Raw genomic sequence first — 25,823 nt, 5'->3', positions numbered from 1 at the left:
GTTGAAAAGCTCGTGGACGAGACCGGTGACCGCTCGTGGATCCGGAACAGACCCTCTCACTCCGCCGTCGCGGCGGTGAACACCGCCAGCTGCGCGTCGAAAGCACGCTTGTATGCCGGCCGGGCTTCGCCGCGGGCGACATAGGCGGAGAGGTTCGGATATTCGTCCAGGAGACCCGATCCCTTCAGCCGGAGCAGCACCGACACCATCTGAAGGTCACCGGCGCTGAACAGGCCGTCCAGCCACTCGGCATCACCCAGTCGATCGGAAAGTTCGCTCAGCCGCTTGCTGATGCGTTCGTCGATGACGGTCAGGCGCTGCTCGTACCAGGACGCGTCGCCTTCCAGGTACCGGGCGACTTCGCGGTCGACGATCGGCGGCTCCATCGTGGTGAGCGCGGCAAACATCCAGGTGATCGCCCGCGCCCGGGCATTCGCATCGTCCGGCAGCAGGCCGGCATGGCGCTCGGCGATATGGAGCACGATCGCCCCCGACTCGAACAGGACGAGATTGTCTTCCTCATAGGTCGGAATCTGCCCGAAAGGCTGAAGCGCCAGATGCGCAGGTTCCTTCATCGCCTTGAACGAAACAAGGCGAACCTCGTAGGTCTGGCCCACTTCCTCCAGCGCCCAGCGAACCCGCATGTCTCGCGCCAGGCCCTTGCCGCCGTCAGGCGAGCGTTCAAAGGCGGTAATTGTAATGGTCATGCTGCTCTCTCCAGCTTGTCTGCCTTGAAGACGAATGGCCGAACGAGGTTCCGACGCGCGGTGCTCGAAAAGTCGGTGGAGTCAGAACGATTACAGCTGAAAGAATGCGTGCCACGGCATCTGCCTCACTCCATCCCCCCCTTCGCCTCCTGGAACCGCTCCTCGACACGCGGCGTCAAAGGGCGGTGCCCTCCAGTTGTCAGTGCCCGTTGGCCGCGCTAGGAATGGGCGGTACCGCCGATCGGCGATGCGTCCCGCCCTACCCAGCTCCGAAGTGATCTCCCATGCCCGCTATCGATCTCGCCGCCCTGCAAGCCATGGTCCAATCTTTGCCCGAGCGAAGCAAGGGTCCCGGCGGTGTCGTCGGCGTCTCCAAGGATGGCGAGGTGATCCTACGCCACGCCTGGGGCTTTGCCGATCTCGACCGGCGCGTGCCGATGACGGCGCAGACGCTGATCCCGATCTGTTCGATCACCAAGCAGTTCACCTGCGCGGCGCTTCTGGATATCGTCGGTGATCCGGCGAAGCTCGATGCGGCCCTTGCGCGCCACCTGCCGAACCTCGAAGATCGGCGGCCCAAGGTCGCGGACCTGTGCAACAACCAGTCGGGCCTGCGCGACTACTGGGCGCTGACGGTGCTGCACGGCGCGATGGCCGACGGCGTCTTTGCCCGGGACGATACCGCGCGGCTGTTCGCCCGCATGCGCAAGACCCATTTCGCGCCGGGTACCAGCTATTCATACTCCAACGGCAATTTTCGCATCCTCTCCGACCTGATCGAGTCGGCAGCCGGCAAGCCGCTTGCCGAGGTCTACCGCGAGCGACTGTTTGCCCTGGCTGGCATGGACACCGCCATTCTCGCCTCCGATACGGCAGCCCCTCTGAACGGCGTCGTCGGCTACGAGGGCAACGAGAGCGTCGGCTTCCTCCCGGCAACCAATCGCATCTTCTGGTCGGGTGACGCCGGCATTGCCGCTTCGCTGGACGACATGCTCGCCTGGGAGCGTTTCATCGACCGCACGCGCGACGATCCCGACGGCGTCTACAGCCGCCTTTCCGTGCCCCAGCCTTTCGCCGACGGCACGGCCTCGCGCTACGGCTTCGGGCTGGCGCGCGAAACGGTGGACGAAATCGCACTGACCGGCCACGGCGGCGCGCTCCGCGGCTTCCGTGCGCGCCGGCTGCACGCGGCGTCCGAGCGCCTTTCGGTGGTCGTCATGTTCAATCACGAGGGCGATGCTCATGGGACGGCGACCGCCGTCCTGCGCGCCGCCCTCGGCCGGCCGGAAAAGAAGGCCGAACCTGCCCGTCCCAAGCCCGAGTGGAACGGCAACTACCTGGAGCCATCGACCGGCCTGCTGCTCCGGATCTCTTCCTGCGGAGACGGGCTGACCACGCGCTTTGCCACCTCGCCGGAAGAACTGACGGTGGATGCGGACGGTATCGCCCGCGGCGCATCGATGACGCTGGTGCAGGACGGCGATACCATCCAGATGGAACGGCCCGGCGAGAACCTGCGCGCCATCGCCCGCCGCATTCCCGCCGGACTGCGCGACGACATTGCCGGCCGCTTCGTGTCGGAGGAACTGGAGGCATCGCTCGAGATCGTTTCGGCCGGCGGCGCCTGGTATGGCGCCTTTGACGGCTTTCTCGGCAAGGGCGCCATGCACCCGATCCATCCGGTTGGCCAAGACGTCTGGCGGCTCTCCTGCCGCCGCTCGATGGACGCGCCGGCCCCCGGCGACTGGACGATCGTGGTGCGCCGAGACGGCGAGGGCCAGATCAGCGGCCTCGCCGTCGGATGCTGGCTCGCCCGCAAGGTGGAGTACGCCAAGGCCGGCTGAAAGGGATGGACCAGCCGCGACGTTTGCTGTTGCACGGGTGGGCCGCGGCGGCGTTTTGGCGGCGGCTTACTACGCGCGATCTGGAAACGGCGCGATCTCGGTCGCAACTTTGCCCTCACCCTGACCCTCCCCGCAAGGGGATAGGGGATTGGTGACGTTGCGGCTCCCTTCCTTCTCCCCGCTTGCGGGGAGAAGGTGCCCGGCAGGACGGATGAGGCGCTCGACCACGAGAATGACGCGTTGCGTACCGTGAGCGCGGACGAATTTTGTGAATGCGGCTCCCAACTGATCCGTCATGTCGGACCTGATCCGGCATCCAGCGCACTCAAGTCATTGAGTGCGTAAGACTCCTTCGCGCCGCAGACGCGGCGCGGCTGGACCCCGGATCAAGTCCGGGGTGACGGTGGAAGGTTGCGCTCGCGGTGCGCCGCCCATCAAATATTGCGCCGACGGCCTTCCAGAAGGTCAAGAACGGAGTTCGCCGCCTCGATGACGTTGGTACCGGGGCCGAACACGGCGGCGACGCCGTGGTCCTGCAGGAACTGGTAGTCCTGGCGCGGAATGACGCCGCCGCAGACGACGATCACGTCGCCGCCGCCCTTCTTCTTCAGGTCTTCGACGAGCTGTGGCAGCAGCGTCTTGTGGCCGGCGGCAAGTGAAGACACGCCGATGACGTTGACCTTTTCGCCCAACGCCATTTCCACCGCCTCTTCCGGCGTCTGGAACAGCGGGCCGGCGAGGACGTCGAAACCGATATCGCCGAAGGCCGAGGCGATCACTTTGGCGCCGCGATCGTGGCCGTCCTGGCCGAGCTTGGCGACCATGATCTTCGGTTTGCGCCCGAGCTTATCGGCAACGCCCGACATCCGCGACTTCAGCACGGCCAGTTCCGGCTCGTCGCGATAGGCCTCGCCATAGACGTCCTTGATGACCTTCGGCGTTGCGGCGTGATCGCCGAAGGCCTCGCGCATCGCATCGGAGATCTCGCCGACGGTGGCGCGTTCGCGCGCCGCCTCGACGGCGGCTGCCAGCAGATTGCCGTTGCCGGTTCGAGCCACCTCGGCCAGCCCCTCGAGGACCGCGCGCACCCTGGCGCTGTCGCGGCGACGCTTGGTCTCCTCGATGCGCCTGATCTGGGCGGCGCGAACGGCGGAATTGTCGATCTCGAGAATGTCGATCGGCTGCTCGTTCTCCAGCCGGTACTTGTTGACGCCGACAATCACCTCGTCGCCCTTGTCGACGGCCGCCTGGCGCCGCGCCGCAGCCTCCTCGATCATCCGTTTTGGCAGGCCGTCGTTGACCGCCTTGGTCATGCCGCCAAGTTTTTCCACTTCCTCGATCAGCGCCCAGGCCTGCGTTACCAGCTCGTCGGTCAGGCTCTCGACATAGTAGGAGCCGGCGAGCGGGTCGACGACTTTGGTGACGCCGGTCTCGTGCTGCAGGATCAGCTGCGTGTTGCGGGCGATGCGTGCCGAAAACTCCGTCGGGAGCGCGATCGCCTCGTCGAACGAGTTGGTGTGCAGCGACTGCGTGCCGCCAAGTGCTGCCGACATCGCCTCGAAGGCGGTGCGGATGATGTTGTTGTAGGGATCCTGCTCCTGCAGCGACACGCCGGAGGTCTGGCAGTGGGTGCGCAGCATCAGCGACGAGGTCTTCTTGGGCTCGAACTCCTGCATGATGCGGGTCCAGAGCAGCCTTGCTGCACGCAGCTTGGCGGCTTCCATGAAGAAGTTCATGCCGATCGCGAAGAAGAAGGAGAGGCGGCCGGCGAAGTCATCGACGTTGAGCCCCTTGGCAAGGGCCGCCCGCACATATTCGCGCCCGTCGGCGAGCGTGAAGGCCAGCTCCTGCACCAGCGTCGCACCGGCCTCCTGCATGTGGTAGCCGGAGATCGAGATCGAGTTGAACTTCGGCATTTCCTTTGCCGTATACGCGATGATGTCCGCGACGATCCGCATCGAGGGCTCGGGCGGATAGATGTAGGTGTTGCGGACCATGAACTCCTTGAGGATGTCGTTCTGGATGGTCCCGGACAGCTCGGCGCGGGAAACGCCCTGTTCCTCGCCGGCGACGATGAAGCTGGCGAGGATCGGGATCACCGCGCCGTTCATCGTCATGGAGACGGACATCTCGTTCAGCGGGATGCCGTCGAACAGGATCGCCATGTCCTCGACCGAATCGATCGCCACCCCCGCCTTGCCGACGTCGCCGACGACGCGCGGGTGGTCGCTGTCATAGCCGCGGTGGGTGGCAAGGTCGAAGGCGACCGAGAGGCCCTTCTGCCCGGCAGCCAGGTTCTTGCGGTAGAAGGCGTTCGATTCCTCTGCCGTCGAAAAGCCCGCATATTGGCGGATCGTCCAGGGCCGGCCGGCATACATGGTGGCGCGCGGCCCGCGCACGAACGGCGCCATGCCGGGCAGGGAGGCGAGATGGCCGATGCCTTGCAGGTCCGCCGCCGTGTAGAGCGGCTTGACGTCGATGCCTTCCGGGGTGTGCCAGGTCAGCGTCTCCGGCGAGGCCTTCAACTCCTTCTCGGCCAGCGCTTCCCAGTCCTTGATGGTCTTCTCGGTCATCGTTCTGCTCCGATTTTAGTTCGTGCGGGCAATCGCGGGTCATCTCGAGGCTGCGTCGGCCCCTCATCCCCCTGCCGGGACCTTCTCCCCGCGAGCGGGAAGAAGGCGGGAGCCGCGCCGCCTGCGTTCCTCTTGCCAGCTTTGGCAAAGGAGCGCTTCCAATCCCCTCTCCCCGCTTGCGGGGAGAGGGCTAGGGTGAGGGGCAATCCCCCGGGGTGGGAGGCAAGCGCCGACACCCACTCTACACCCTCTATTCGAACTCCATGATGATCTCGTCGACGGCGAGGCTGGCGCCGACCGAGACCGGCACCCGCTTGACCACCGCCTTCTTCTCCGCGCGCAGGATGTTCTCCATCTTCATCGCCTCGACCGTCGCCAGTGCCTGTCCGGCCTCGACCGTGTCGCCTTCCGAGACCGCGAGCGCCGTGATCAGGCCCGGCATCGGGCAGAGCAGCATCCTCGAGGTGTCCGGCGGCAGCTTCACCGGCATCAGCTTGGCGAGCTCGGCGACGCGCGGTTCGCGCACGCGGGCGATCACGTCGATGCCCTGCCACCGCAGCCGCAGCGCATGGCCGATCTTGTTGACCTTCACGCCCATCGGCACGCCTTCGATGAAGAAGGTCGCATGCGTCTGGCCCGGCAGCCAGTCGCTCCTGATCGCCACGGTTTCGCCGTCTTCGAAGGCGATCCGCGAGGCGTCGCCTTCCTGCGCCAGCGTCACGTCGACGGTGTCGCGCCCGAAGGCAACGACCCAGTCCGCGCCGACGCGGCGGCGATGGTTGCCGATCGTTCCGGAAATCTTCGTCGCGCGGCGCTGCAGGCGGTCGTTGATCAGCGCTGCCACGGCCGCGATCTTCCGCGCCGACACGGCGTCCGGCTCGACGCCGTGGAAGCCGTCCGGAAATTCCTCGGCGATGAAGGCGGTCGTCAGATGCCCTTCGCGGAAGCGCTTGTGGCCCATCACCGCCGACAGGAAGGGCAGATTGTGGCCGATGCCCTCGACCTCGAAGTCATCAAGCGCCCGGCCCATCGCGTCGATGGCGGCCGTACGGTCCGAACCCCAGGTGCACAGCTTGGCAACCATCGGGTCGTAATACATCGAAATCTCGCCGCCCTCGTAGACGCCGGTATCGTTGCGCACGACCGTGCTGTCCGCATGCCTGCCTTCGGCCGGCGGGCGGTAACGCGTCAGCCGGCCGATCGAGGGCAGGAAGTTGCGGTAGGGATCCTCGGCGTAGAGCCGGCTCTCGATCGCCCAGCCGTGGAGCTTCACATCCTTTTGCCCAAAGGCGAGCTTCTCGCCGGAGGCAACCCGGATCATCTGCTCGACGAGGTCGATGCCGGTGATCAGCTCGGTCACCGGATGCTCGACCTGCAGGCGGGTGTTCATCTCGAGGAAGTAGAAGTTGCGGCTGCCGTCGACGATGAACTCGACCGTTCCCGCCGAATGGTAGCCGACGGCCTTGGCAAGCGCGACCGCCTGCTCGCCCATGGCCCGCCTTGTCGCCTCGTCGAGGAAGGGGGAGGGGGCCTCCTCGATCACCTTCTGGTTCCGCCGCTGGATCGAGCATTCGCGCTCGCCGAGATAGAGCGTGGTGCCGTGCTTGTCGCCGAGCACCTGGATCTCGATGTGGCGCGGCTGGGTGACGAATTTTTCGATGAAGATGCGGTCGTCGCCGAACGAGCTCTTCGCCTCGTTCTTCGACGACTGGAAGCCCTCGCGCGCCTCCTGGTCGTTCCAGGCAATGCGCATGCCCTTGCCGCCGCCGCCGGCGGACGCCTTGATCATCACCGGATAGCCGATGGAGGAGGCGATCTTCACGGCCTCCTCGGCATCCCCGATCAGGCCCATGTGGCCGGGCACCGTGTTGACGCCGGCTTCGGCGGCGATCTTCTTCGAGGTGATCTTGTCGCCCATCGCCTGGATGGCGCCGACCGGCGGGCCGATGAAGGTGACGCCTTCCTTCTCCAGCGCTTCGGCAAAGGCGGCGTTTTCCGACAGGAAGCCGTAGCCGGGATGGACGGCATCGGCCCCCGTCTGGCGGATCGCGTCGATGATCTTGCCGATGACGATATAGGACTGGTTGGACGGCGCCGGGCCGATATGCACCGCCTCGTCGGCCATCTGCACATGCAGCGCGTCACGGTCGGCATCCGAATAGACGGCGACGGTGGGGATGCCGAGCTTCTTGGCGGTCTTGATGACGCGGCAGGCGATCTCGCCACGATTGGCAATCAGGATTTTCTTGAACGGCAAGGCTAGATCTCCATCACGTCTTCAAACGATTCCGGGAAGGAGGCACGGGCCACCTTCTCGTCGATCACCAGCAATGCCTCGTAGGAGGTCGGGTCGAAATCCTTTTCCGCCGCCAACACCTCGCGTCCGAAGAGCAGGTTGAGCCGGGCCGCATCGAGATTGCCACGCTCGAATGGTTCCGGTCCGAAATGGTGCCAGAGCGCATGCAGGAAGGCGGCATCGATCTTGTGCTCGGCCGAGCCCGGCCGGGCGCGACGCGGCAGCGCCTTGACCGGTGTCACGCCTTTCGGATTGGCCCGGCGAATGGTGAACTGCACACCCGTGCCCGGCATGCCGGAAGGGAAGCCACGATGCTTTGTCATGTCGGGAAGATTGGCCATGGGTTCTGATCTTCCCTTACAACGGTATCGTGTCGTGCTTGCGCCAGCGGGTATCGACCTGCTTGTTGCGGAGCGCCGCAAAGGCCCGGGCGATGCGCTTGCGCGACGAATGCGGCATGATCACCTCGTCGATGAAGCCGCGCTCGGCGGCGACGAAGGGATTGGCGAAGCGCTCCTCGTATTCGGCCGTCCGCGCAGCGATCTTTTCCGGATTGCCGAGCTCCGAGCGGTAGAGGATTTCGGTGGCGCCCTTGGCGCCCATCACCGCGATCTCGGCGGTCGGCCAGGCATAGTTGACGTCGGCGCCGATGTGCTTCGAGGCCATCACGTCATAGGCGCCGCCATAGGCCTTGCGGGTGATCAGCGTTACCATCGGCACGGTCGCCTGGCTGTAGGCAAACAGCAGCTTGGCACCGTGCTTGATGACGCCACCATATTCCTGCGCGGTGCCCGGCAGGAAGCCCGGCACGTCGACCAGCGTCAAGAGGGGGATGCTGAAGGCGTCGCAGAAGCGCACGAACTTGGCGGCCTTGCGCGAACTATCGATGTCGAGGCAGCCGGCCAGCACCATTGGCTGGTTGGCGACAACGCCGACCGTCTGGCCCTCGAGCCGGATGAAGCCGGTGACGATGTTCCTCGCGAAATTCTCCTGCAGTTCGAAGAAGTCGCCCTCGTCGGCGATCGCCAGGATCAGCTCCTTCATGTCGTAGGGCTTGTTGGAACTGTCCGGGATCAGCGAATCGAGCCGCGCTTCCAGCCGTGCCGGATCGTCGTGGAAGGGCCGCACCGGCGGCTTCTCACGGTTGTTGAGCGGCAGGAAGTCGAACAAGAGCCGCACGTGCTCCAGCGTCTCGATGTCGTTCTCGTAGGCCGCGTCCGCGACCGAGGACTTCTTCGTGTGGGTGCCGGCGCCGCCGAGTTCTTCTGCCGTGACGATCTCGTTCGTCACCGTCTTCACCACGTCCGGTCCAGTGACGAACATGTAGGAGCTGTCCCGCACCATGAAGATGAAGTCGGTCATGGCAGGCGAATAGACCGCACCACCGGCGCAAGGGCCCATGATGACGGAAATCTGCGGGATGACGCCGGACGCCTCGGCGTTGCGGCGGAATACCTCCGCGTAGCCGGCAAGCGAGGCGACGCCCTCCTGGATGCGCGCGCCGCCGCTGTCGTTCAGCCCGATCACCGGCGCGCCGTTGCGCACCGCCATGTCCATGATCTTGCAGATTTTTTGCGCATGGGTTTCCGACAGCGAGCCGCCGAGCACGGTAAAGTCCTGGGAGAAAACATAGACCTGGCGGCCGTTGATCGTGCCCCAGCCGGTGACGACGCCGTCGCCGGCGATCTTCTGCTCGGCCATGCCGAAATCGACAGCGCGGTGGGTGACGTACATGTCGTATTCTTCGAACGAGCCCGGATCGAGCAGCACTTCGATACGTTCGCGCGCCGTCAGCTTGCCCTTGCCGTGCTGGGCGTCGATCCGCTTTTGGCCGCCGCCGAGGTAGGCCTCGTCGCGACGGGCCTGCAACTGTTCGAGTATGGGGCGCATTTTTACTCCCTTGGAACCTGTATCGGGCGCCATTATGCCGATCTTTCGTGCTTGAAAACAGTTGAAGATGTGCAAAGGCAGAAATATAAAATAGCAAAATTGAAACTGCGAATTTGCAAACACGATTGAGCAAGTCATGGCGATCGGCAAACTCTTCATCGGCCGCAAGGTGCGCGATCTTCGCTTGGCCAGCAGCACAACGCAGAGCCAGTTCGCCGAGCGCATCGGCATCTCCACCAGCTACCTCAATCAGATCGAGAACAACCAGCGTCCGGTTTCGGCTGCCGTGCTGCTGGCGCTCGCCGACAAGTTCCGCCTCGACATTTCCGAACTCTCGGTCGGCGAGAACGACCGGCTGCTGTCGGCGCTGTCCGAGGCGTTGACCGATCCGCTGTTCGAGACCTACTCGCCGAGCCTGCAGGAGCTGAAGCTCGTCACCCAGAACGCCCCCGGCCTGGCGCATGCGCTGATCGCCTGTCATCAGGCCTATCGCCGCAACTCGGAACGTCTTGCGAGCTTCGACGCCACGCTCGGGCGTGCCGGCGGCCCGGCCGAGACGACGCCGTATGAAGAGGTGCGCGACTTCTTCCATTTCGTCGACAACTACATCCACGAGCTCGACATGATCGCCGAACGGCTGGCCGGCGAACTCGGCATTGGCGTCGGCGATAACCAGTCGGCGTTGACGGACTATCTGGACAGGCGTTTTGGCGTGCGGGTGGCCCGTGGTGCGGCCGGCGACGACGCGATCCGCCGTTATGACCCGGCCGCGCGCGTGCTGACGATCAATCCTTATGCGGCCGCTTCCACGCGCGACTTCCAACTGGCGCTGCAGATCTCGCAATTGCAGGCTGCGCAGGAAATTGACGCAGTGGCGCAAGGGGCGGGCTTCCGGTCCGAGGAGGCGCTGGAGATCTGCCGCATGGGCCTGCAGAACTATTTCGCCGGCGCATTGCTGCTTCCGTACGGCACGTTCCTGGAGGCCGCGCAGGAGTTAAGGCACGACCTGGAACTGCTCGCCGCCCGCTTCGGTGCCTCGATCGAGCAGGTCTGCCATCGCCTAAGCACGCTGCAGCGGCCGGGCCGCAAGGGCGTGCCGATCTTCTTTGCCCGCATCGACCGGGCCGGCAACATCACCAAGCGCCACAGTGCGGCAAAGTTCCAGTTCGCTCGCTTCGGGGCGGCCTGTCCGCTGTGGAACGCGCACGAGGCCTTCGAGCGTCCCGGTCGGATCCTGCGACAGCTCGCCGAGACGCCGGACGGCGTGCGCTATCTCTGTCTGGCCACGCATGCCTCGAAGGGAAGCGGCGGGTTCCGGGCGGCAAGGCCCGAATACGCGCTGGCGCTCGGCTGTGAGATCTCCTACGCGCCCGCCTTCGTCTATGCCGACAACATGGATCTGGAAAACGCAGATGCGTTCGATCCGATCGGCATCTCTTGCCGCATCTGCGAGCGGTCCAACTGCGCCAGCCGCGCCGTGCCGCCCTTCAAGCGACGCCTGCACGTCGATCACCACCTGCGCCGCATCGTTCCTTACGGGCTGTAGAGACGAGGGAATGGGTCGCCACGCGGACAAGGTTCGTTGTGGATCAGCGAGTGCGCAAGGCGCGCGACCACCGTGCCCCGCGCTCCGTGCAATGAGCGGCAGTGTCAGGCCTGGTGTTTGCGATCGTCCAGATTTCCCCAGACGATGAACGAGGGATTCGCGAAGTCGCTGTCCGACGGCTGCTTGGTCTTGCCGTAGGTCAACGGCTCTCCGTCGACCTTGACCGTCGTGCCGCCGGCCGCGCGGAGAACGGCGTCGCCGGCGGCCGTGTCCCACTCCATGGTTCGCCCGAAGCGAGGATAAACATCCGCTTGCCCCTCGGCGACCATGCAAAACTTGAGGGACGACCCCACGGACCTGTGTTCTGTAATCCCATTGTCGACGAGAAACTGCTCGGTTTCCTGACTGTTGTGCGAGCGGCTTGAAACCGCGACCAGCGGCGCGGCGCACGGCCGAACCTGGATTCTTTCGCGACCGGCGATCTTGAAATCTGCGCCGACGAGGAGTTTCTCCGCGCCCTGTGCGCATCCGCTGTAGGCAATGCCCTTCGCGGGCGCATAGACCACGCCAAGAACCGGTGCCCCGTCCTCGATGAGGGCTATGTTTACCGTGAACTCGGGGTTGCGACCGATGAATTCCTTCGTGCCATCGAGGGGATCAATCAGAATGAAGCGGCCGCCCGAAGTCTCGGGGACGCGGCCCGCGGCAGCAGCTTCCTCCGCAACAATCGGAATGTCCGGGAAGGCTTCGGAGATGATGTTCACGATCACCGCCTCGGCACGCTCGTCCGCTTCCGTCACGGGCGAGCAATCAGCCTTCAGGGAGACAGTGGGGCCGGCATCAAAGACCTCGAGGATCGCGCTGCCGGCGGCCAATGCCGCCTCTTCAAATATCCCGATCATCCGATTCTGTTCCATGTATCCGTCGCTCTAGAAGGCTTTCGATCCGGGCGGCGAGTTCGTGTGGCTCCGTGCCAACCGTCTTCAGGTGAAGGTCAGGATTTTCAGGAGGCTCATAGGGTGAGTCGATGCCCGTGAAATTTCTGATTTCGCCGCTGAGGGCACGCTTGTAAAGGCCCTTGGGGTCGCGGTGGGCGCACTCTTCGAGTGGTGTGTCGACGTAGACCTCAAGGAAATCGCCCTCATTCATCAGTTCCCGCGCGAACCGCCGCTCCGAGCGGAACGGCGAGATGAAGGATACCAGGACGATAAGGCCGGCATCCGCCATCAGTTTGGCCACCTCGGCCACGCGACGGATGTTTTCGACCCGGTCTTCCTCGGTGAACCCGAGATCGCGATTGAGCCCGTGCCGGACATTGTCGCCGTCGAGCATGTAGGTGTGCCGACCCTTTGCATGGAGAAGCTTCTCCAGGTTGTTGGCGACCGTCGACTTGCCGGAGCCTGACAGGCCCGTGAACCAGATGACGGCAGGCCGTTGATGCATGAGTGCCGCGCGCGCGTCACGGTTGACCTCGAGCGCCTGCCAATGGACGTTTTGCGCCCGGCGCAGCGGGAAGTCGATCATTCCAGCGCCAAGCGTGCGGTTGCTGAGGCGATCGATCAGCACGAAATTGCCAGTCGCGCGGTTGGTCGCATAGCTGTCGAAGGCAATCGACGCCTGAGTGGAAAGGTTGCAGACGCCGACTTCATTCATGTGCAATGCCTTTGCGGCGATATGCGCAAAGCTGTTCACGTCGACATTGTGCTTGAGCGTCGTGACCGTCGCACTGACGGTGTCGGTCTCCGTTCGAAGGATATAGCTGCGGCCCGGGATCATGGCGTCGGCGTCAAACCAGATCACATGCGCTTGAAACTGGTCGGCCACATGCGGGCGGTTGTCGGGGGCGACCAACATGTTGCCGCGGGAAACCTCGAGCTGGTCCTCGAGGATCAGGGTCACCGCCTGTCCCTCGACCGCACGCTCCAGGAGACCGCCATGAGTGACAATCTCCTTTATCCGCGACGTCTGGCCCGACTTTGCCACGACAACCTCGTCGCCCACAGCGATCGAGCCGGACGCGACCTGGCCGGCGAACCCGCGAAAATCGAGACTTGGCCGCGACACGTACTGCACCGGGAAGCGGAACGCCTTGTCGAGCCCATCGTTCTCGATTGGGATGGTTTCGAGGTGTTCGATCAGGCTCGGCCCGTCGTACCAGTGCGTCTTCTCCGAGCGGTGCGAGACGTTGTCACCGAAGCGAGCGGAGATGGGGATCGCCTGGATCGTCTTGAAGCCCAGATTATTTGCGAACTCGAGATACTCGGAGACAATCCGGTCGAAGACGACGCGGTCGTAGCCGACCAAGTCGATCTTGTTGACCGCAAGCACGACGTGGCGGATGCCGAGCAGCGAGGCAATGAACGAATGCCGGCGCGTTTGGCGAAGGATCCCCTGGCGGCTGTCGACGAGAACAATCGCGAGGTCAGCGGTGGACGCCCCCGTCGCCATGTTGCGCGTATATTCTTCGTGGCCGGGCGTATCGGCCACGATGAACTTGCGCCGCTCCGTTGCAAAGAACCGGTAGGCCACGTCGATCGTGATGCCCTGTTCCCGTTCCGCCTCCAAGCCGTCGACCAGGAGGGCGAAGTCGATGTCTTCTCCGACAGTGCCGTGCTTCTTGCTGTCGCGCTCGAGTGCGGCGAGTTGGTCTTCGAAGATCAACTTGGTGTCGTAGAGCAGGCGGCCGATCAGCGTCGACTTGCCGTCGTCGACCGATCCGCAGGTCATAAAGCGAAGCAGCGACTTGTTTTCCTGTTCGCGCAGGTACTCCGCGACCCCTTTCCCAGGATTGTCCGAGACAGCGTAGGACATCAGAAATACCCCTCCCGCTTCTTCTTTTCCATCGAGCCTGCTTCGTCCTTGTCGATCAGACGACCCTGGCGTTCGGAGGTTCTGGCGGTGAGCATTTCGCCGACGATCTCCTCCAGAGTCGCCGCGTCAGACTCGATGGCGCCGGTCAGCGGATAGCAGCCCAGGGTGCGGAAGCGGACCATGCGATCCTCGACCGTGTCGGCCGCCGACAACGGCATGCGTTCGTCATCGACCATGATGATCATTCCGTCTCGCTCCACCACCCGTCTCTTCGCGGCAAAGTAGAGCGGCACGATCGGTATGTTTTCTTTCAGGATGTATTGCCAGATGTCCAGTTCCGTCCAGTTGGACAGCGGAAATACCCGGATCGACTCGCCAGGCGCGACGCGGGTATTATACGTTTTCCACATTTCCGGGCGCTGGTTCTTGGGATCCCAGGCATGGGAGGCGTTGCGGAACGAGAAGATGCGCTCCTTCGCGCGCGACTTCTCCTCATCGCGGCGGGCGCCGCCAAACGCGGCGTCAAAGCCGAACTTGTCGAGCGCCTGGCGCAGGGCCACGGTCTTCATCACATGCGTATGGACACTGGAGCCATGCTGGAAAGGCGAGATGCCCTGCTCGATGCCGTCGGGATTGATGTGAACGAGCAGATCAAAACCCAGTTCCCGGGCCATCCGGTCACGGAAGGCAATCATCTCCCGAAACTTCCAGGTGGTGTCGACATGCAGAAACGGAAAGGGAGGCTTTGCCGGATAGAAGGCCTTCATGGCCAAGTGCAGCATCACGGACGAATCCTTGCCGACCGAGTACAGCATCACCGGCTTCGAGAACGTCGCCGCCACCTCACGGAAGATATGGATTGCTTCCGCCTCGAGCCGTTCCAGGTGAGTCATCGGCATGCGTCGTCCTCTCAAGCTCGACTTGGATCGGTCTTGTTCACCGAAACAAAATCGGCCGGCCAAGGTAGATGTTCTTCAATATGACCCTTGCTCTCTTGCGCTTCGGCCACTGCTTCTTGATGATCCCATATCGCTCAATATTGCGAGGTTCAAGCGTGAACGGGTTCCCCCACAGCAGTGGGCGCTCGAAGACTATGGACTTGCGACGCCAGACTTTTTTGAGCGCAACACGGATTTGCTTGATGAGCGGCCAGGTGGCCTTGATGACCGTTACTTTCGGATCGAAAGCAACCGCCCCTTTCTGCTGGGCGTGCCGTTGATAGATTTGCTCCACCAACGCCATTTCCTCGGCGAAAACCGGGATCTGATCCGGAATGGGTCCGCGCGGACCAAACAGCGATTTGTCCGGGCGCTTCAGATAATCGCGGGCGATCGTGGCGTTGGTGGGCGCAAATTCGGCCATGATCGAATCCGCCTGCTCGACGGACAGCATCCAAGGTTTCGGCAGCGGCATTCCATGGTCGCGCCGCCATCCAGTCAGCGCGGTGCCGGCCTCCTCGATAAAATTGAAATATTTCTCCTGAGAGGCAAAGGGGCGTTGGTTGAACAGTCGCAAGAGCTCGACATGACCGTTCGCCAATCGCGCGTCATTCTGTTCGCGCGCGTCCGGACGCGGCAGGTCCAGCAATTCCGGCAGCTTGGCTGCCTGCGCAAAGTCCGTGATCAGATCGCCCCCTTCAAATTCCTTCCGATCAAAAATACGCACGTGGACGTTCTCGATGCCGATCGTGTCGGTCCAGGCTTTCAGCGGCACCATGTAGTCCAGCCGTCGACGCGTCTCGGGCAGTTTTAACCATTCGTCGATGGGTACATCCACGCGCCCGACGGCCCCTCCGGCCACGAACTCGCAATACTGCGAATTGGCCCATTCGTCCTGCCGCCGCAGGTATATGACCATTTCGATCGGATGGCCCGCAAAGTAGTTGGCCAACTGGTGGGCGTTCCGGTTCAGGAAATAGGCCTCACTGGACAAGACGATGGTGTGGATGCGCCCATCCATCAGGTTCAGACCGCGGCGGATATGATCGCGCAGCGCCGGGTCGTTGCGAACGGCCGAGCGGGTGAACTCGGAATGACCGGCCTGCTTGTGGGGCCGGGTGGGCTGCCAATACAGGCCCACTTCCGGAAACCAGACGCCCTGGCGCAGCAGGGCCGGGCGGTTCTTCTCCAGCATGTGCTGGATGAAGGTGCTGCCGGTCTTCGTCGCGCCGATATGGATGACGATACGGGGTTTCGCGGGGCTCTCCAGCGTCGGTCCGCGACTCTCAACCAGTTCGTTGCGGGCATAAAGGCTAAGCGCTGATTGAAACTCCTCTTGGGCCATGGTCGAGGGCGCCTTCAGTAATTCCTGATAGAGCTTGATCTGCGCCACGGGACGAGAGGCCACGGCGGTCTCTATCCACTCGAATTTCCGCGCGCGCAGGGCCGTCGTGATCAAGCGATAAACTTGCGTCAGGGAGTAGTCCTTCTTGACCACCAGTGGTGCGTCCGACAGGTCCGTGCTTTGGAAATCAACCTCCTCAAGCGCCTTTGCAAGCCTTTCCAGATAGGGCTCCCGACGGCCGCCTGCCTGCGTCAGAGTCGGATACCAGAAGCCGAAGAACAGAAGATGGAAAAACTGCGAAATCTGGAAGTTCAGATGCGGGCGCAACGGACTGCTGCGATCTACGGCGCCATGTTCCTTCAGAAGAGCGCAGATCTGTTCAAAATTTTGCAGAAACCTTTCAACGTCGGTGGTTCCTTTCTCTCGGCGTGCGGTCGATTCCGGCCGAACCCGATACATGATGCCCGGAAAGGTTGTCAGAGAAAGCACCTCGGCGCTCAGAAGTGCCTTCAGCAGGAAAGCGCGCTCCTCCCATTGCGTGGTCAAGAAGCGGATGCTGTTCTTTTCGATAAAACTGCGCCTGTACATCCACAACCAGAAGTGCCGATTGTGCAGAATGTCCTGGTTGTCGCGGAAGGTCGTCTTGTCGATGTCGTTCGAAAAGTGCCGCTCGGTCTCGTCCTCCCGGATCGTGATGAGCGTGTCATCGCTGTCGAAGACAGCTTCGCCTGCCTTCTTCGACCGGATCATGTCCGCGCCGGTCTTGTCCGCCACCGCGACCAGTTTCCTGAGAAGTTCCGAATCGATAATCCAGTCGTCGGAATCGATGAAGAATATATATTCGCCTCGCGCCGCTTCGAGGCCGCGGTTGCGAGCAAAGCCCTGGCCAATGTTCTCGGACAATAGGATGGGTCTGATGCGGGGATCTTCTGCCGCCAGTCCATCGATAATCGTCTGGGAGCCGTCGGGTGATGCATCGTTGATCGGTATGATCTCGATCTCGCGCAAGGTTTGGCGCTGGATCGAGGTGATGCATTCCTCGATATATTTTTCGACCCCATGCACGGGCAGTATCACCGATACCCGAGGCGGTGCGGTGATCTCGGCTTCCGTCAGCGGCAAGGGATAGGGACGGTTCCTTTCGATGTAGGACAGCACATCTTCGATCTCGGCCGGCCCGTTGCGGCCGGGAAGATGATAGATCGTGTACCAGATGTAGAAGTAGTGGAATATCTCCGTCAGGGTCCGGTTGCGTTGCCGATGCGGTATCTTTTGACGGTCCTCGGTGAGGCCCCAGCCGGCATAGAAGGGGGCGCCGAACGTCACCACCTTTTTGCCCGCGAACAGCGCCTCGAGACCCATCTGGCTGGTGCCGACATAGACGGTCTCGACCAGGTCGAACAGCACATAGGGATTGACCGGATCACGGAGGATGCGGACGCGACCAGTCGATTGCAGGTGTGCGTAATAGCCGGTGCGCTTGTCCTTTTCCCAGACCGAATCTGGATGGGTCTTGACCAGGATTTCGGCATCCGGGTTTTCCGCAATGGCGGCGAGCAGCATACGCTCGAATTCGACGTCTCCCACCTTGCCATAGACGGTCGAGGCGTCGGCGTAGGTCTGGTCGCACACCAGCACCCGCCGCGGATATCCCGTGGTCATGACCGGGGCCTGCATGGGCTGGGCGTTGTACTTGCTGATGCGTTGCTTGACGATCCGCTCCAGCAATCGTGCCGCCCTGGCCAGTTCTTCGTCCGAGGGTGTCTCGTGACCGTTCAACTTCTGGATAAGGCGATTGGGGTAGTCGGCCATGAAGTAGTGCGCGATGTCATCGTACACGTATCCCAGACACGCCTGGGATGGGTTGCCTTCCTTGAAGCTATGCGCCCAGCTATGCGTTGTGGCGAGAAAACCGGCTTCGAACAGCAGGATATCTTTGGTGACCGGCGCGGCGTTAAACAGGCGCACCGCACCCTTGTGTGATTTCTCCGGTTCGGAACTGATGGTTCCCAAGGCCAGGTACACATCGGCACTCTCGATGCCGGGCTTGTCCACCGCAACAATGTCCTTGAACAGGTTGGGCAAATTGGCGCCGAAACGCGACTTGAGCGTCTCTGAAACATAGCCGAAGCCAACCCTCCGCCCGGTAAGTGACAGGACATGTTCGCGGATATCACGATCCGGGTCATGCGCCAGTTGCCGGGTTTCCAGCTGTTCCTTGAAGCGGAGAAAAGCTTTTACGTTGCTCATCGTTCAATTGTTCCGGGTTTCCGCTTAGTTGGCGCCATGCCCTGTACTCGGCCGCCACACCTTCTCCCACAGTCGGACCGCCATGACGGTGGCGTGGTCGGGTCGACGCGGAGGCGAATGAACCTGCTGCGCTTCGGCCAGCATGTTTTCCCAGGCGGAATGGACGGTGGCGTTGCTGAAGCGTTCGACAAATACTTGCCGAGCTGCTCGTCCCGCCTGCGCGCGTAATACGCTGTCCCCCATCATCCGCCGCAACGCGGATTCGAGCACCTCGATCTCGTCACTCTGTTCGCAGAGAAGTCCGGTTTCCCAATGTTTGATCTGGGCCCGCACACCCGCACAGAAGCCGAAGCCTATTGCGGGCAGACCATGCGCCATCGCCTCGCACAGCGTCAGCGGAAATCCTTCCAGGAACGAGGGGATCACAAACAGGTCGGCATCGGCATAGAAGGGGTACACGTCATCATGTTCACCGGCGAAGTCGATCCGGTCGGCGATGTGCAGTGTCCTTGCCTGTGCCTCGAGTTGCCGCCGGAACGGCCCGTCGCCTATCATTTGCAGCCGCCATTCCGGGAAATCAGGGGCCAGCCGGGCAAACGCTTCGATCACGCGTGATTGGTTTTTTCGCGCCACCAGCCGGGATACCGCGAGAAGTGTGCGTTTCTCCTTGTCGGCGCCGGGGTCGGCCAGCTTCTCGGGTTCTGGAATGGTGTTTGGAATGACACGTGCCTTGCCGCGGATCGAAGGATCCAGCGTCTCGACGAAATCATCGAGCAGCAGATGGATCAGCGTCGCCCCCGCCATTGCGATGTCGCGCTCGTCGGCCGGGAAGGCGCCGATCAGATTGGGGAGACGCGGATCGGCATGTTCGGACAACACCAGCGGCAAGCCGACCTTGTGGGCGCAGCGGACATAGCGCAGCATGGTGCGGTTCATGTGCAGCCCCACCAGGACGTTGAGGTTGCGACTGGAAACTTCGACGGCCATTTGTTGATCGGCGGGTTCGTCCTCGGTCTCGGGCAAATGCACAAGCGCAATTCGATCATCCAAGGGCCTGCGCGACGGCGCCCGCTTGTCATCGAACGTGAAGATCGTCACCTCGTGTCCGCGCTGCGCCATCGCGTTGGCCATCATCTGGCCGACATTTTCGGTGCCCCCTTTGCCCTTGGTGATCCAGGGCACGAAGAAGCCGATCCGCATGGGTGTGATCGGTGGGGGCGAGGCAAGTTCGCTGCGTCGCGCAGGGATGGCATGCGGCGGGTGGCTCCAAAGCCAGTTGACCGAACGCTGGCGTCCATTGAACCCCTGGCGCGGCGAAAAGCCTTCAGGAAAGCGACCGGCCTCAGCCAGAGCTTCGATGTCGCCGTTTGCGCGGCGAAGGATCCCTGCGGGCAACCGCCCGAGGCCGCGCTGGACCATAGCGAAAACGTTGTAACCGTGATGGATGAAGCGGCCATGAGCCAGTCCGAACCCTGCATCGGCCAGCACATACATCAGCAGCCCCAGATTCCAGCCGCTATTCACATGCCCGCCGACAACCGTGTCCTTGTAAGGCGGCACCGCGATGAACAACCAGCCATCGGGCTTCAACAACCGACGCAGTTCGTCCAGGGCCAGTCCCGTGTTTGACACGTGCTCCAGCACGTGGGCGCACCAGATGGCGTCGAATTCCGCATCCTCGAGCTGGTGGGCGTCACAAATATCGACATCTGCGAGGACGCGGATTCCTGCGGGCAGGGGATTGTTGTCCAGATAGGCGTCCATGTCGAAGCCGGTGGCAGTGACCTCCCACCCCGCTTCGTGAAATTGCCGCGCGGCAAGACCGGAACCGGTGCCGAGATCAAGTATCCTTCCCTTTGGGAACGAAGCAATGACCTCCTCGATCAGGTCGATCTGTCCGGGAACCGAGACTGTAACGGGTGGTCGCGTCATGCTCGTGCGCTTGCCTCCCGATCTGGTTGGTCTCCGCTACGATGGAGTTGGCCGCAGAGCAGTCTCACTTATGTTAGCATATGTGAAATGACTGTTCCGGTCGAGCGACCCCGAGGCGAGCGGCTAACTGCACGTTCGCCCGTGTCCGGCGTAAGCTCGTCTGGAGCGCGCGAGAGCTGGAAACGCCGTCATCCCCTGACCACTCGTGAGCCTTGCAACAATCCCCAACGTCCCTTTTGCATCTTCGGCCCGTTCAGCTAGGTTCGGCGGCGTGGAGCATGGGGGGAAAGAATGTCAGCATCGGCAATCCGCAATATCGACCGTTCGAGTCGGGATCCGGAATTTGGACCGTGGCTTGCGCATGCGTCGGTGCTGGTCGTCGATGACGAGCCCGGGATGCGCAACTTCCTCGTTCGCACTCTCGGACCACGCTGCAAGCGGATAGAGGAAGCGGCTGACACGGAAGAGGCGACCCGAAAGCTGGACCAGCAGCATTTCGACGTCGTCATCCTCGACAACATCATGCCGGGGCGAAATGGCGTCGACTGGCTTGCCGAGCAGCGGGCGATCGGCTTTTTCGCCGAAGCGATCCTGATGACGGCCTTTGCCGACCTTGAGACCGCAATCCAGGCGCTTCGCGCCGGCGCGGCCGACTTCGTGCTGAAGCCGTTCCGCTCCAATCAGATTATCAACGCTGTTGCACGGTGCCTCGACCGCCTGCGCCTGCAGCGCGAGAACAACGTGCTGCGCTTCGAGTTGCGGGCCGCGTCCGATCATATGCTGCTGCGGGACCGGCTCATCGGTGAATCCGAGCCGATCCAGCGGGTCCGTGAAACCATTGCCCGGGTTGCGCCGCTGCCGACAACCGTTCTTTTGACGGGCGAATCCGGAACCGGCAAGGAAGTCGCGGCGCGCACGCTGCACTCCCTGTCCGACCGCGCCGACAAGCCCTTTGTGCCGGTCAATTGCGCTGCCATTCCTCCGGACATGATTGAAAGTGAACTGTTCGGCCACCTGAAGGGCGCGTTCACCAATGCCGGAAGCGCCCGTGAGGGCCTCTTCATGCATGCGCACGGCGGCACCCTATTTCTCGATGAGATCGGCGAACTGCCGCTGTCCCTGCAAAGCAAGCTGTTGCGGGTATTGGAGGATCGACGTGTCCGACCGGTCGGAGCCGAACGCGAAGTGCCGGTGGATCTGCGGTTCATATTTGCGACAAATGCCGACCTTGCCCAGCAGGTCCAGGCGAACCGCTTCCGGGCCGATCTCTATTTCCGCATCAATGTGCTCCAGATTCATCTCCCGCCGCTCAAGGAGCGCGGGAACGACGTGCGGGATCTGGCGGCGCTGTTCATGACGAAGCTGTCGCAGCAGCTGGGGGTCCCGCAAGTTGCGCTCGATGAGGCCGCGCGCGAAGCAATGGCCCGTTATCCCTGGCCCGGAAACGTGCGCGAGCTACGCAACCTCATCGAACGCACGCTGATCCTCGGACGGTTTCCCTATGAGCAGCTTGCATATGATGGACTGCCCCAGGCGCAGGCCAGGCAGGAAGCGGAAAGCCTTGCCGAGATGGAGCGCCGCCACATCCTCGCCGTGTTGCGGGAGGTAGGCGGCAACCGCGAAGAGGCAGCGCGTCGTCTCGGCGTGTCTCGCAAGACGATCGACCGCAAATGCGCGGTGTGGAATGCCTGAACAGCAATTGCATGCGGCCAAGACAGAGCGGCAGGGCGGACGCTCGGTCCGATTTCGCCTGCTGGCAATCGCCCTTTTGCCAACGCTTGTGCTTCTGCCGCTGTTGCTCGGCGTTACCGTCCTTCGCTGGAACAGCAAGTTCGACGCGACGCTGATCTCCAAGGTAAATGGCGACCTCACCATCGCGCACCAATATCTAGCCCGCATTCTGGAAAACACGGGCGAACAGATCGGAGCGCTTGCCGCGTCGGCGCGGTTCAGGGACGTCATCGGACAAGGCGAACAGCCCTTTGCTGCGCTGAATTCCCTTCTCGACCAGAAGCGGCGCGATCTTTCGTTCGATTTCCTCTACCTGATCGACCAACGCGGCAACGTCATCGCCTCCGCACATCCGTTGCAGACACAGGCTGTGCGGCTCGACTGGCCAATCATTGGCGAGGCGTTGGGCGGAGCCGGTAAGACCGCCATCGACATATTCGAGGAAAGCGACCTCTCCGCAATCGCAGCCGGGCTTGCAGCGCGCGCCCGCATCGAGCTTGTCCCGACGCCGAATGCCGTTCCCACCGACAAGAGCACCGAGGCGCGCGGCATGGTCGTCCATTCAGCCTATGCGACGACGCTCCCCGACGGCACGGTCGGCGCGCTGATTGGAGGCATCCTTCTCAACCAGAACCTGGAATTCATCGACACGATCAACGACCTTGTCTACCGCGAAGCCAGCCTTCCCGAGGGAAGTCAGGGAACGGCGACGCTGTTCGTCGAGGACGTCCGCATCAGCACGAATGTTCGCCTGTTCGAGGGCCGCCGTGCGCTCGGCACGCGTGTCTCGGCTATTGTCCGCTCCGCCGTGCTGGACAAGGGCAAGACCTGGCTCGACAGCGCATTCGTCGTTAATGACTGGTACATTTCGGCTTACGAGCCGATCGTCGACAGCTACGGCAAACGCGTCGGCATGCTGTATGTTGGCTTCCTGGAGGCGCCATTCACGCAGGCCAAGCGCGAAAGCCTCCTGACGATCCTGTTCGCCTTTCTGGTCATCGCGGCTGCGACAGTGCCCCTATTCCTGCGCTGGGCAGGCTCGATCTTTCTGCCTCTCGAGCGCATGGCCCGCACCATTGCCCGCGTGGAGGATGGCGACCTTGGCGCACGCACCAAGGTCCGGCCGGCAAATGACGAGATCGGACGCGTGGCGGTGCATCTCGATCACCTGCTCGACCAGTTGCAGGAGCGCGACGGCCAACTGCGTGCGTGGAACGAGGAGCTGAATGCGCGTGTCGAGGAACGTACGCGCGAGCTTCAGCTGGCCAATAACCGTTTGGAGGCCACGACAAAGCAGCTCATCATGTCGGAAAAGCTGGCGGCAATCGGCGAGATCACCGCCGGAGTCGCCCATGAAATCAACAATCCTATCGCGGTGATGCAGGGCAACCTTGAAGTCGTTCGGGCGGTGATGGGCGAGCGGGCGGACGAGGCGCGGACGGAGTTCCGGCTGCTCGACGAACAGATTCACCGCATCAGCCAGATCGTGACCAAGCTGCTGCAATTTGCGCGACCGGAAGAATATGCCGGCTACATGGAGCGCCACGCGCCCGAAGACGTCATCTCGGACAGCCTGCCGCTGGTCCAACACCTGTTGAACAAGGCACGCATCACGGTGGTTCGCGAAGCGGGCACGACCCGTTTGCTGCTGATGAACCGAACAGAGTTGCAGCAGGTCCTGGTCAACCTGATCGTGAACGCGATTCATGCCATGCCGGATGGCGGCTGCCTGACGCTGCGAACACGCGATGAGGATCGTGATGGTCGACCAGGTATCGCGCTCGTGGTTGCAGATACCGGCATCGGCATGAGTGAAGAATTGCTGCAAAAAGTGTTCGACGCATTCTTCACGACCAAGCGGCGGGATGGGACCGGTCTTGGACTGTCGATCAGCCAGACCTTGATCAGTCGGCAGGGCGGCGCCACGTCCGTCGAAAGCACGCCTGGAAAAGGCACCACCTTCACCATCTGGTTGCCGGAAGCCGATTGAGGTTCCGGACATTTTGTCCTCCGGCTGCGGACAAAATGTCCATGGGAGGCTTCTCATCATTCATTAAGATTATGAAATTGCTTGATGTTTTTGCCTGGCATGCATGTTGCTTTGCATGAGCGTGAACCAGGCGGAGGAGCGAATGAGTCGAATGGTCACGTCGTAGTACGGTCGGCTGCGCCCACGGAGGATGGGCCCCAAGCACAATCACCACTCATCAGGATGGTCCCGCCAGCAGATGCCTGTCGCGGGCCGGAGGAGAATTATGTCTACAGCTACAGAAACATTCACCGGAGGGGCCGGCCCCTACGGCGGCCTTCTCGACAAGGAGCGGATCGTTGCCAAGCCGGGCTTCAACCGTTGGCTGGTCCCGCCGGCAGCGCTCTGCATCCATTTGTGCATCGGCATGGCCTACGGTTTCAGCGTGTTCTGGTTGCCGCTGTCGCGCGCAATCGGCATCGACCAGCCGGTGACCTGCGCTGACATGAGCCTGCTGAGCGCGCTCTTCACCACGAGCTGTGACTGGCGCGTTTCCGATCTCGGCTGGATTTACACATTGTTCTTCGTCCTGCTCGGCTGTTCGGCAGCCATCTGGGGCGGCTGGCTTGAGAAGGTCGGGCCGCGCAAGGCAGGCTTCGTCTCCGCTCTATGCTGGTGCGGCGGCATGGTCCTTGCAGCAATAGGCATCATCACCCACCAGCTCTGGCTGATGTGGGTCGGTGCCGGCGTCATCGGCGGCATCGGTCTCGGGCTTGGTTACATCTCGCCCGTCTCCACGCTGATCAAGTGGTTCCCGGACCGGCGCGGCATGGCGACCGGCATGGCGATCATGGGTTTTGGTGGCGGCGCGATGATCGGAGCGCCACTCGCCGACATCCTGATGAATCACTTCCAGAGCGAAACGTCTGTCGGCGTCTGGCAGGCCTTCCTGGTCATGGCTGCGGTCTATCTCGTATTCATGATGGGGGGCGCGTTCGGCTACCGCATCCCGCCGGCTGGCTGGCGCCCGGAAGGCTGGACACCGCCCGCGACGTCCAACCAGGCGATGATCACGACGCGTCACGTCCACCTGCGCGACGCCCACAAGACCAAGCAGTTCTGGCTGGTGTGGATCGTCCTGTGCATGAACGTATCCGCCGGGATCGGCGTGATCGGCATGGCCTCGCCGATGCTTCAGGAAATCTTCGGTGGTCGCCTGATCGGCTTGCCGGAGCTCGGCTTCACCGAACTAGACGGCTCGCAGCGGGGTGCAATCGCGGCGATTGCCGCCGGCTTTGCCGGTCTTCTTTCGCTGTTCAACATTGGCGGCCGGTTCTTCTGGGCGTCCCTGTCGGACAAGATCGGCCGGAAAAACACCTATTACACGTTCTTCCTGCTCGGCATCGTGCTGTATGCACTCGCTCCGACTGCCGCCGGCATGGGCAGCCAGCTCCTGTTTGTGGCGATCTTCTGCATCATCCTGTCGATGTACGGCGGCGGTTTCGCCACCATCCCTGCCTATCTGGCTGACATCTTCGGGACGCAGTTCGTCGGCGCAATCCACGGACGCCTGCTCACCGCCTGGGCGACTGCCGGTATCCTCGGCCCTGTGGTCGTGAACTACATTCGCGAGCTCCAGATCGCAGCCGGGATTCCGCGTGAACAGGTGTACGACTTCACCATGTACATCCTCGCGGGCATACTGGTGATTGGCGTGATCGCCAATGCGATGGTCAAGCCGCTCGACTCCAAGTGGTTCATGTCCGACGAGGAGGTCGCGAAGCTCCAGGCAAAGACCGCCGCAACGGCCCATCAGGGACCGACCGGCTCCTTCGGCATTGGCAAGGGCGGCCTCGATGCCAAGGCGGTCGCAGCCTGGGCCGTCGTGGGTATCCCGATCCTCTGGGGCATCTGGATAACGATGCAAAAGACGGCAGCCCTGTTCGGCTGATCCGTTTCGACAAGCTCCGGCGCGATCTGCTCGCGCCGGA

The 25,823-nt window shown here is 62.6% G+C and carries 15 protein-coding genes; 5 read left to right on the top strand and 10 right to left on the bottom strand.

Annotation, left to right across the window (positions count from 1 at the left end):
- Nucleotides 1–56: 56 nt before the first annotated feature.
- On the bottom strand, nucleotides 57–707 hold the full coding sequence (locus J2Y48_RS02505; RefSeq protein WP_310412189.1) for a glutathione S-transferase family protein: 651 nt from the start codon (nucleotides 705–707) through the stop codon (nucleotides 57–59).
- 284 nt (nucleotides 708–991) lie between these two features.
- Here J2Y48_RS02505 and J2Y48_RS02500 point away from each other — a divergent pair, with 284 nt between their 5' ends.
- On the top strand, nucleotides 992–2,551 hold the full coding sequence (locus J2Y48_RS02500; protein WP_310412186.1) for a D-aminopeptidase: 1,560 nt from the start codon (nucleotides 992–994) through the stop codon (nucleotides 2,549–2,551).
- A 434-nt stretch (nucleotides 2,552–2,985) separates the two neighbouring features.
- On the opposite strand, the gene scpA is transcribed toward J2Y48_RS02500, so the two are convergent.
- From scpA to J2Y48_RS02480, 4 genes are all read right to left on the bottom strand, one after another.
- Nucleotides 2,986–5,124 carry a methylmalonyl-CoA mutase gene (gene scpA, locus J2Y48_RS02495; protein ID WP_310412181.1) on the bottom strand — a complete coding sequence of 713 codons (2,139 nt, stop codon included), beginning with the start codon at nucleotides 5,122–5,124 and terminating at the stop codon, nucleotides 2,986–2,988.
- A 250-nt stretch (nucleotides 5,125–5,374) separates the two neighbouring features.
- The gene (locus tag J2Y48_RS02490; RefSeq protein ID WP_310412178.1) at nucleotides 5,375–7,381 is read right to left on the bottom strand and encodes an acetyl/propionyl/methylcrotonyl-CoA carboxylase subunit alpha; all 2,007 of its coding nucleotides are present in this window, start codon (nucleotides 7,379–7,381) and stop codon (nucleotides 5,375–5,377) included.
- Nucleotides 7,382–7,383: 2 nt separating this feature from the next.
- The gene (locus J2Y48_RS02485) at nucleotides 7,384–7,761 is read right to left on the bottom strand and encodes a hypothetical protein (RefSeq protein ID WP_310412175.1); all 378 of its coding nucleotides are present in this window, start codon (nucleotides 7,759–7,761) and stop codon (nucleotides 7,384–7,386) included.
- 16 nt (nucleotides 7,762–7,777) lie between these two features.
- Nucleotides 7,778–9,310, bottom strand: a complete 1,533-nt coding sequence (locus tag J2Y48_RS02480; protein ID WP_310412172.1) for an acyl-CoA carboxylase subunit beta — start codon at nucleotides 9,308–9,310, stop codon at nucleotides 7,778–7,780.
- A gap of 136 nt (nucleotides 9,311–9,446) precedes the next feature.
- Between J2Y48_RS02480 and J2Y48_RS02475 the strand changes: the two genes are divergently transcribed.
- A complete protein-coding gene (locus tag J2Y48_RS02475) occupies nucleotides 9,447–10,856 on the top strand; it encodes an XRE family transcriptional regulator (RefSeq protein WP_310412169.1) in 1,410 nt (469 codons plus the stop codon).
- Nucleotides 10,857–10,960: 104 nt separating this feature from the next.
- Here the strand turns inward: J2Y48_RS02475 and cysQ are convergent, their stop codons facing one another.
- Genes cysQ through J2Y48_RS02450 form a run of 5 tightly spaced genes read right to left on the bottom strand, consistent with a single transcriptional unit; the run spans nucleotide 10,961 to nucleotide 20,132 of the window.
- Nucleotides 10,961–11,758, bottom strand: a complete 798-nt coding sequence (cysQ, locus tag J2Y48_RS02470; protein ID WP_310412167.1) for a 3'(2'),5'-bisphosphate nucleotidase CysQ — start codon at nucleotides 11,756–11,758, stop codon at nucleotides 10,961–10,963.
- On the bottom strand, nucleotides 11,742–13,667 hold the full coding sequence (gene cysN, locus J2Y48_RS02465; protein ID WP_310412164.1) for a sulfate adenylyltransferase subunit CysN: 1,926 nt from the start codon (nucleotides 13,665–13,667) through the stop codon (nucleotides 11,742–11,744). Before cysN ends, cysQ begins: the two co-directional genes overlap by 17 nt.
- Nucleotides 13,667–14,566, bottom strand: a complete 900-nt coding sequence (gene cysD, locus J2Y48_RS02460; protein ID WP_310412161.1) for a sulfate adenylyltransferase subunit CysD — start codon at nucleotides 14,564–14,566, stop codon at nucleotides 13,667–13,669. The genes cysN and cysD overlap by 1 nt, the downstream gene beginning before the upstream one ends.
- A 37-nt stretch (nucleotides 14,567–14,603) precedes the next feature.
- On the bottom strand, nucleotides 14,604–18,200 hold the full coding sequence (locus J2Y48_RS02455; RefSeq protein WP_310412158.1) for a glycosyltransferase: 3,597 nt from the start codon (nucleotides 18,198–18,200) through the stop codon (nucleotides 14,604–14,606).
- Between the two features lie 24 nt (nucleotides 18,201–18,224).
- Complete coding sequence (locus J2Y48_RS02450) at nucleotides 18,225–20,132, bottom strand: glycosyltransferase (RefSeq protein WP_310412155.1); 1,908 nt, start codon at nucleotides 20,130–20,132, stop codon at nucleotides 18,225–18,227.
- A 291-nt stretch (nucleotides 20,133–20,423) separates the two neighbouring features.
- Here J2Y48_RS02450 and J2Y48_RS02445 point away from each other — a divergent pair, with 291 nt between their 5' ends.
- The 3 genes from J2Y48_RS02445 (at nucleotide 20,424) to J2Y48_RS02435 (ending at nucleotide 25,783) form a co-directional block, all read left to right on the top strand.
- Nucleotides 20,424–21,824 (top strand): sigma-54 dependent transcriptional regulator, encoded by a 1,401-nt coding sequence (locus J2Y48_RS02445; protein WP_310412153.1) that lies wholly within the window; start codon nucleotides 20,424–20,426, stop codon nucleotides 21,822–21,824.
- Complete coding sequence (locus J2Y48_RS02440) at nucleotides 21,817–23,853, top strand: cache domain-containing protein (RefSeq protein ID WP_310412150.1); 2,037 nt, start codon at nucleotides 21,817–21,819, stop codon at nucleotides 23,851–23,853. Before J2Y48_RS02445 ends, J2Y48_RS02440 begins: the two co-directional genes overlap by 8 nt.
- A gap of 265 nt (nucleotides 23,854–24,118) precedes the next feature.
- Nucleotides 24,119–25,783 (top strand): OFA family MFS transporter, encoded by a 1,665-nt coding sequence (locus J2Y48_RS02435; protein WP_310412147.1) that lies wholly within the window; start codon nucleotides 24,119–24,121, stop codon nucleotides 25,781–25,783.
- Nucleotides 25,784–25,823 lie beyond the last annotated feature (40 nt).

It is taken from the genome of Mycoplana sp. BE70, assembly GCF_031455855.1.
Taxonomy (GTDB): domain Bacteria; phylum Pseudomonadota; class Alphaproteobacteria; order Rhizobiales; family Rhizobiaceae; genus Mycoplana.
Note: the sequence above shows the minus strand (reverse complement) of the source record. Positions and strands in the feature narration are given on the sequence as shown.

Bases quoted from the DNA above. Each gene is read 5' to 3' on its own strand.
- J2Y48_RS02505 (WP_310412189.1), bottom strand. From the start codon at position 707: ATGACCATTACAATTACCGCCTTTGAACGCTCGCCTGACGGCGGCAAG.
- J2Y48_RS02475 (WP_310412169.1), top strand. From the start codon at position 9,447: ATGGCGATCGGCAAACTCTTCATCGGCCGCAAGGTGCGCGATCTTCGC.
- J2Y48_RS02485 (WP_310412175.1), bottom strand. From the start codon at position 7,761: ATGGCCAATCTTCCCGACATGACAAAGCATCGTGGCTTCCCTTCCGGC.
- J2Y48_RS02480 (WP_310412172.1), bottom strand. From the start codon at position 9,310: ATGCGCCCCATACTCGAACAGTTGCAGGCCCGTCGCGACGAGGCCTAC.
- J2Y48_RS02440 (WP_310412150.1), top strand. From the start codon at position 21,817: ATGCCTGAACAGCAATTGCATGCGGCCAAGACAGAGCGGCAGGGCGGA.
- J2Y48_RS02445 (WP_310412153.1), top strand. From the start codon at position 20,424: ATGTCAGCATCGGCAATCCGCAATATCGACCGTTCGAGTCGGGATCCG.
- J2Y48_RS02450 (WP_310412155.1), bottom strand. From the start codon at position 20,132: ATGACGCGACCACCCGTTACAGTCTCGGTTCCCGGACAGATCGACCTG.
- cysD (WP_310412161.1), bottom strand. From the start codon at position 14,566: ATGCCGATGACTCACCTGGAACGGCTCGAGGCGGAAGCAATCCATATC.
- J2Y48_RS02455 (WP_310412158.1), bottom strand. From the start codon at position 18,200: ATGAGCAACGTAAAAGCTTTTCTCCGCTTCAAGGAACAGCTGGAAACC.
- cysN (WP_310412164.1), bottom strand. From the start codon at position 13,667: ATGTCCTACGCTGTCTCGGACAATCCTGGGAAAGGGGTCGCGGAGTAC.
- cysQ (WP_310412167.1), bottom strand. From the start codon at position 11,758: ATGATCGGGATATTTGAAGAGGCGGCATTGGCCGCCGGCAGCGCGATC.
- scpA (WP_310412181.1), bottom strand. From the start codon at position 5,124: ATGACCGAGAAGACCATCAAGGACTGGGAAGCGCTGGCCGAGAAGGAG.
- J2Y48_RS02500 (WP_310412186.1), top strand. From the start codon at position 992: ATGCCCGCTATCGATCTCGCCGCCCTGCAAGCCATGGTCCAATCTTTG.
- J2Y48_RS02435 (WP_310412147.1), top strand. From the start codon at position 24,119: ATGTCTACAGCTACAGAAACATTCACCGGAGGGGCCGGCCCCTACGGC.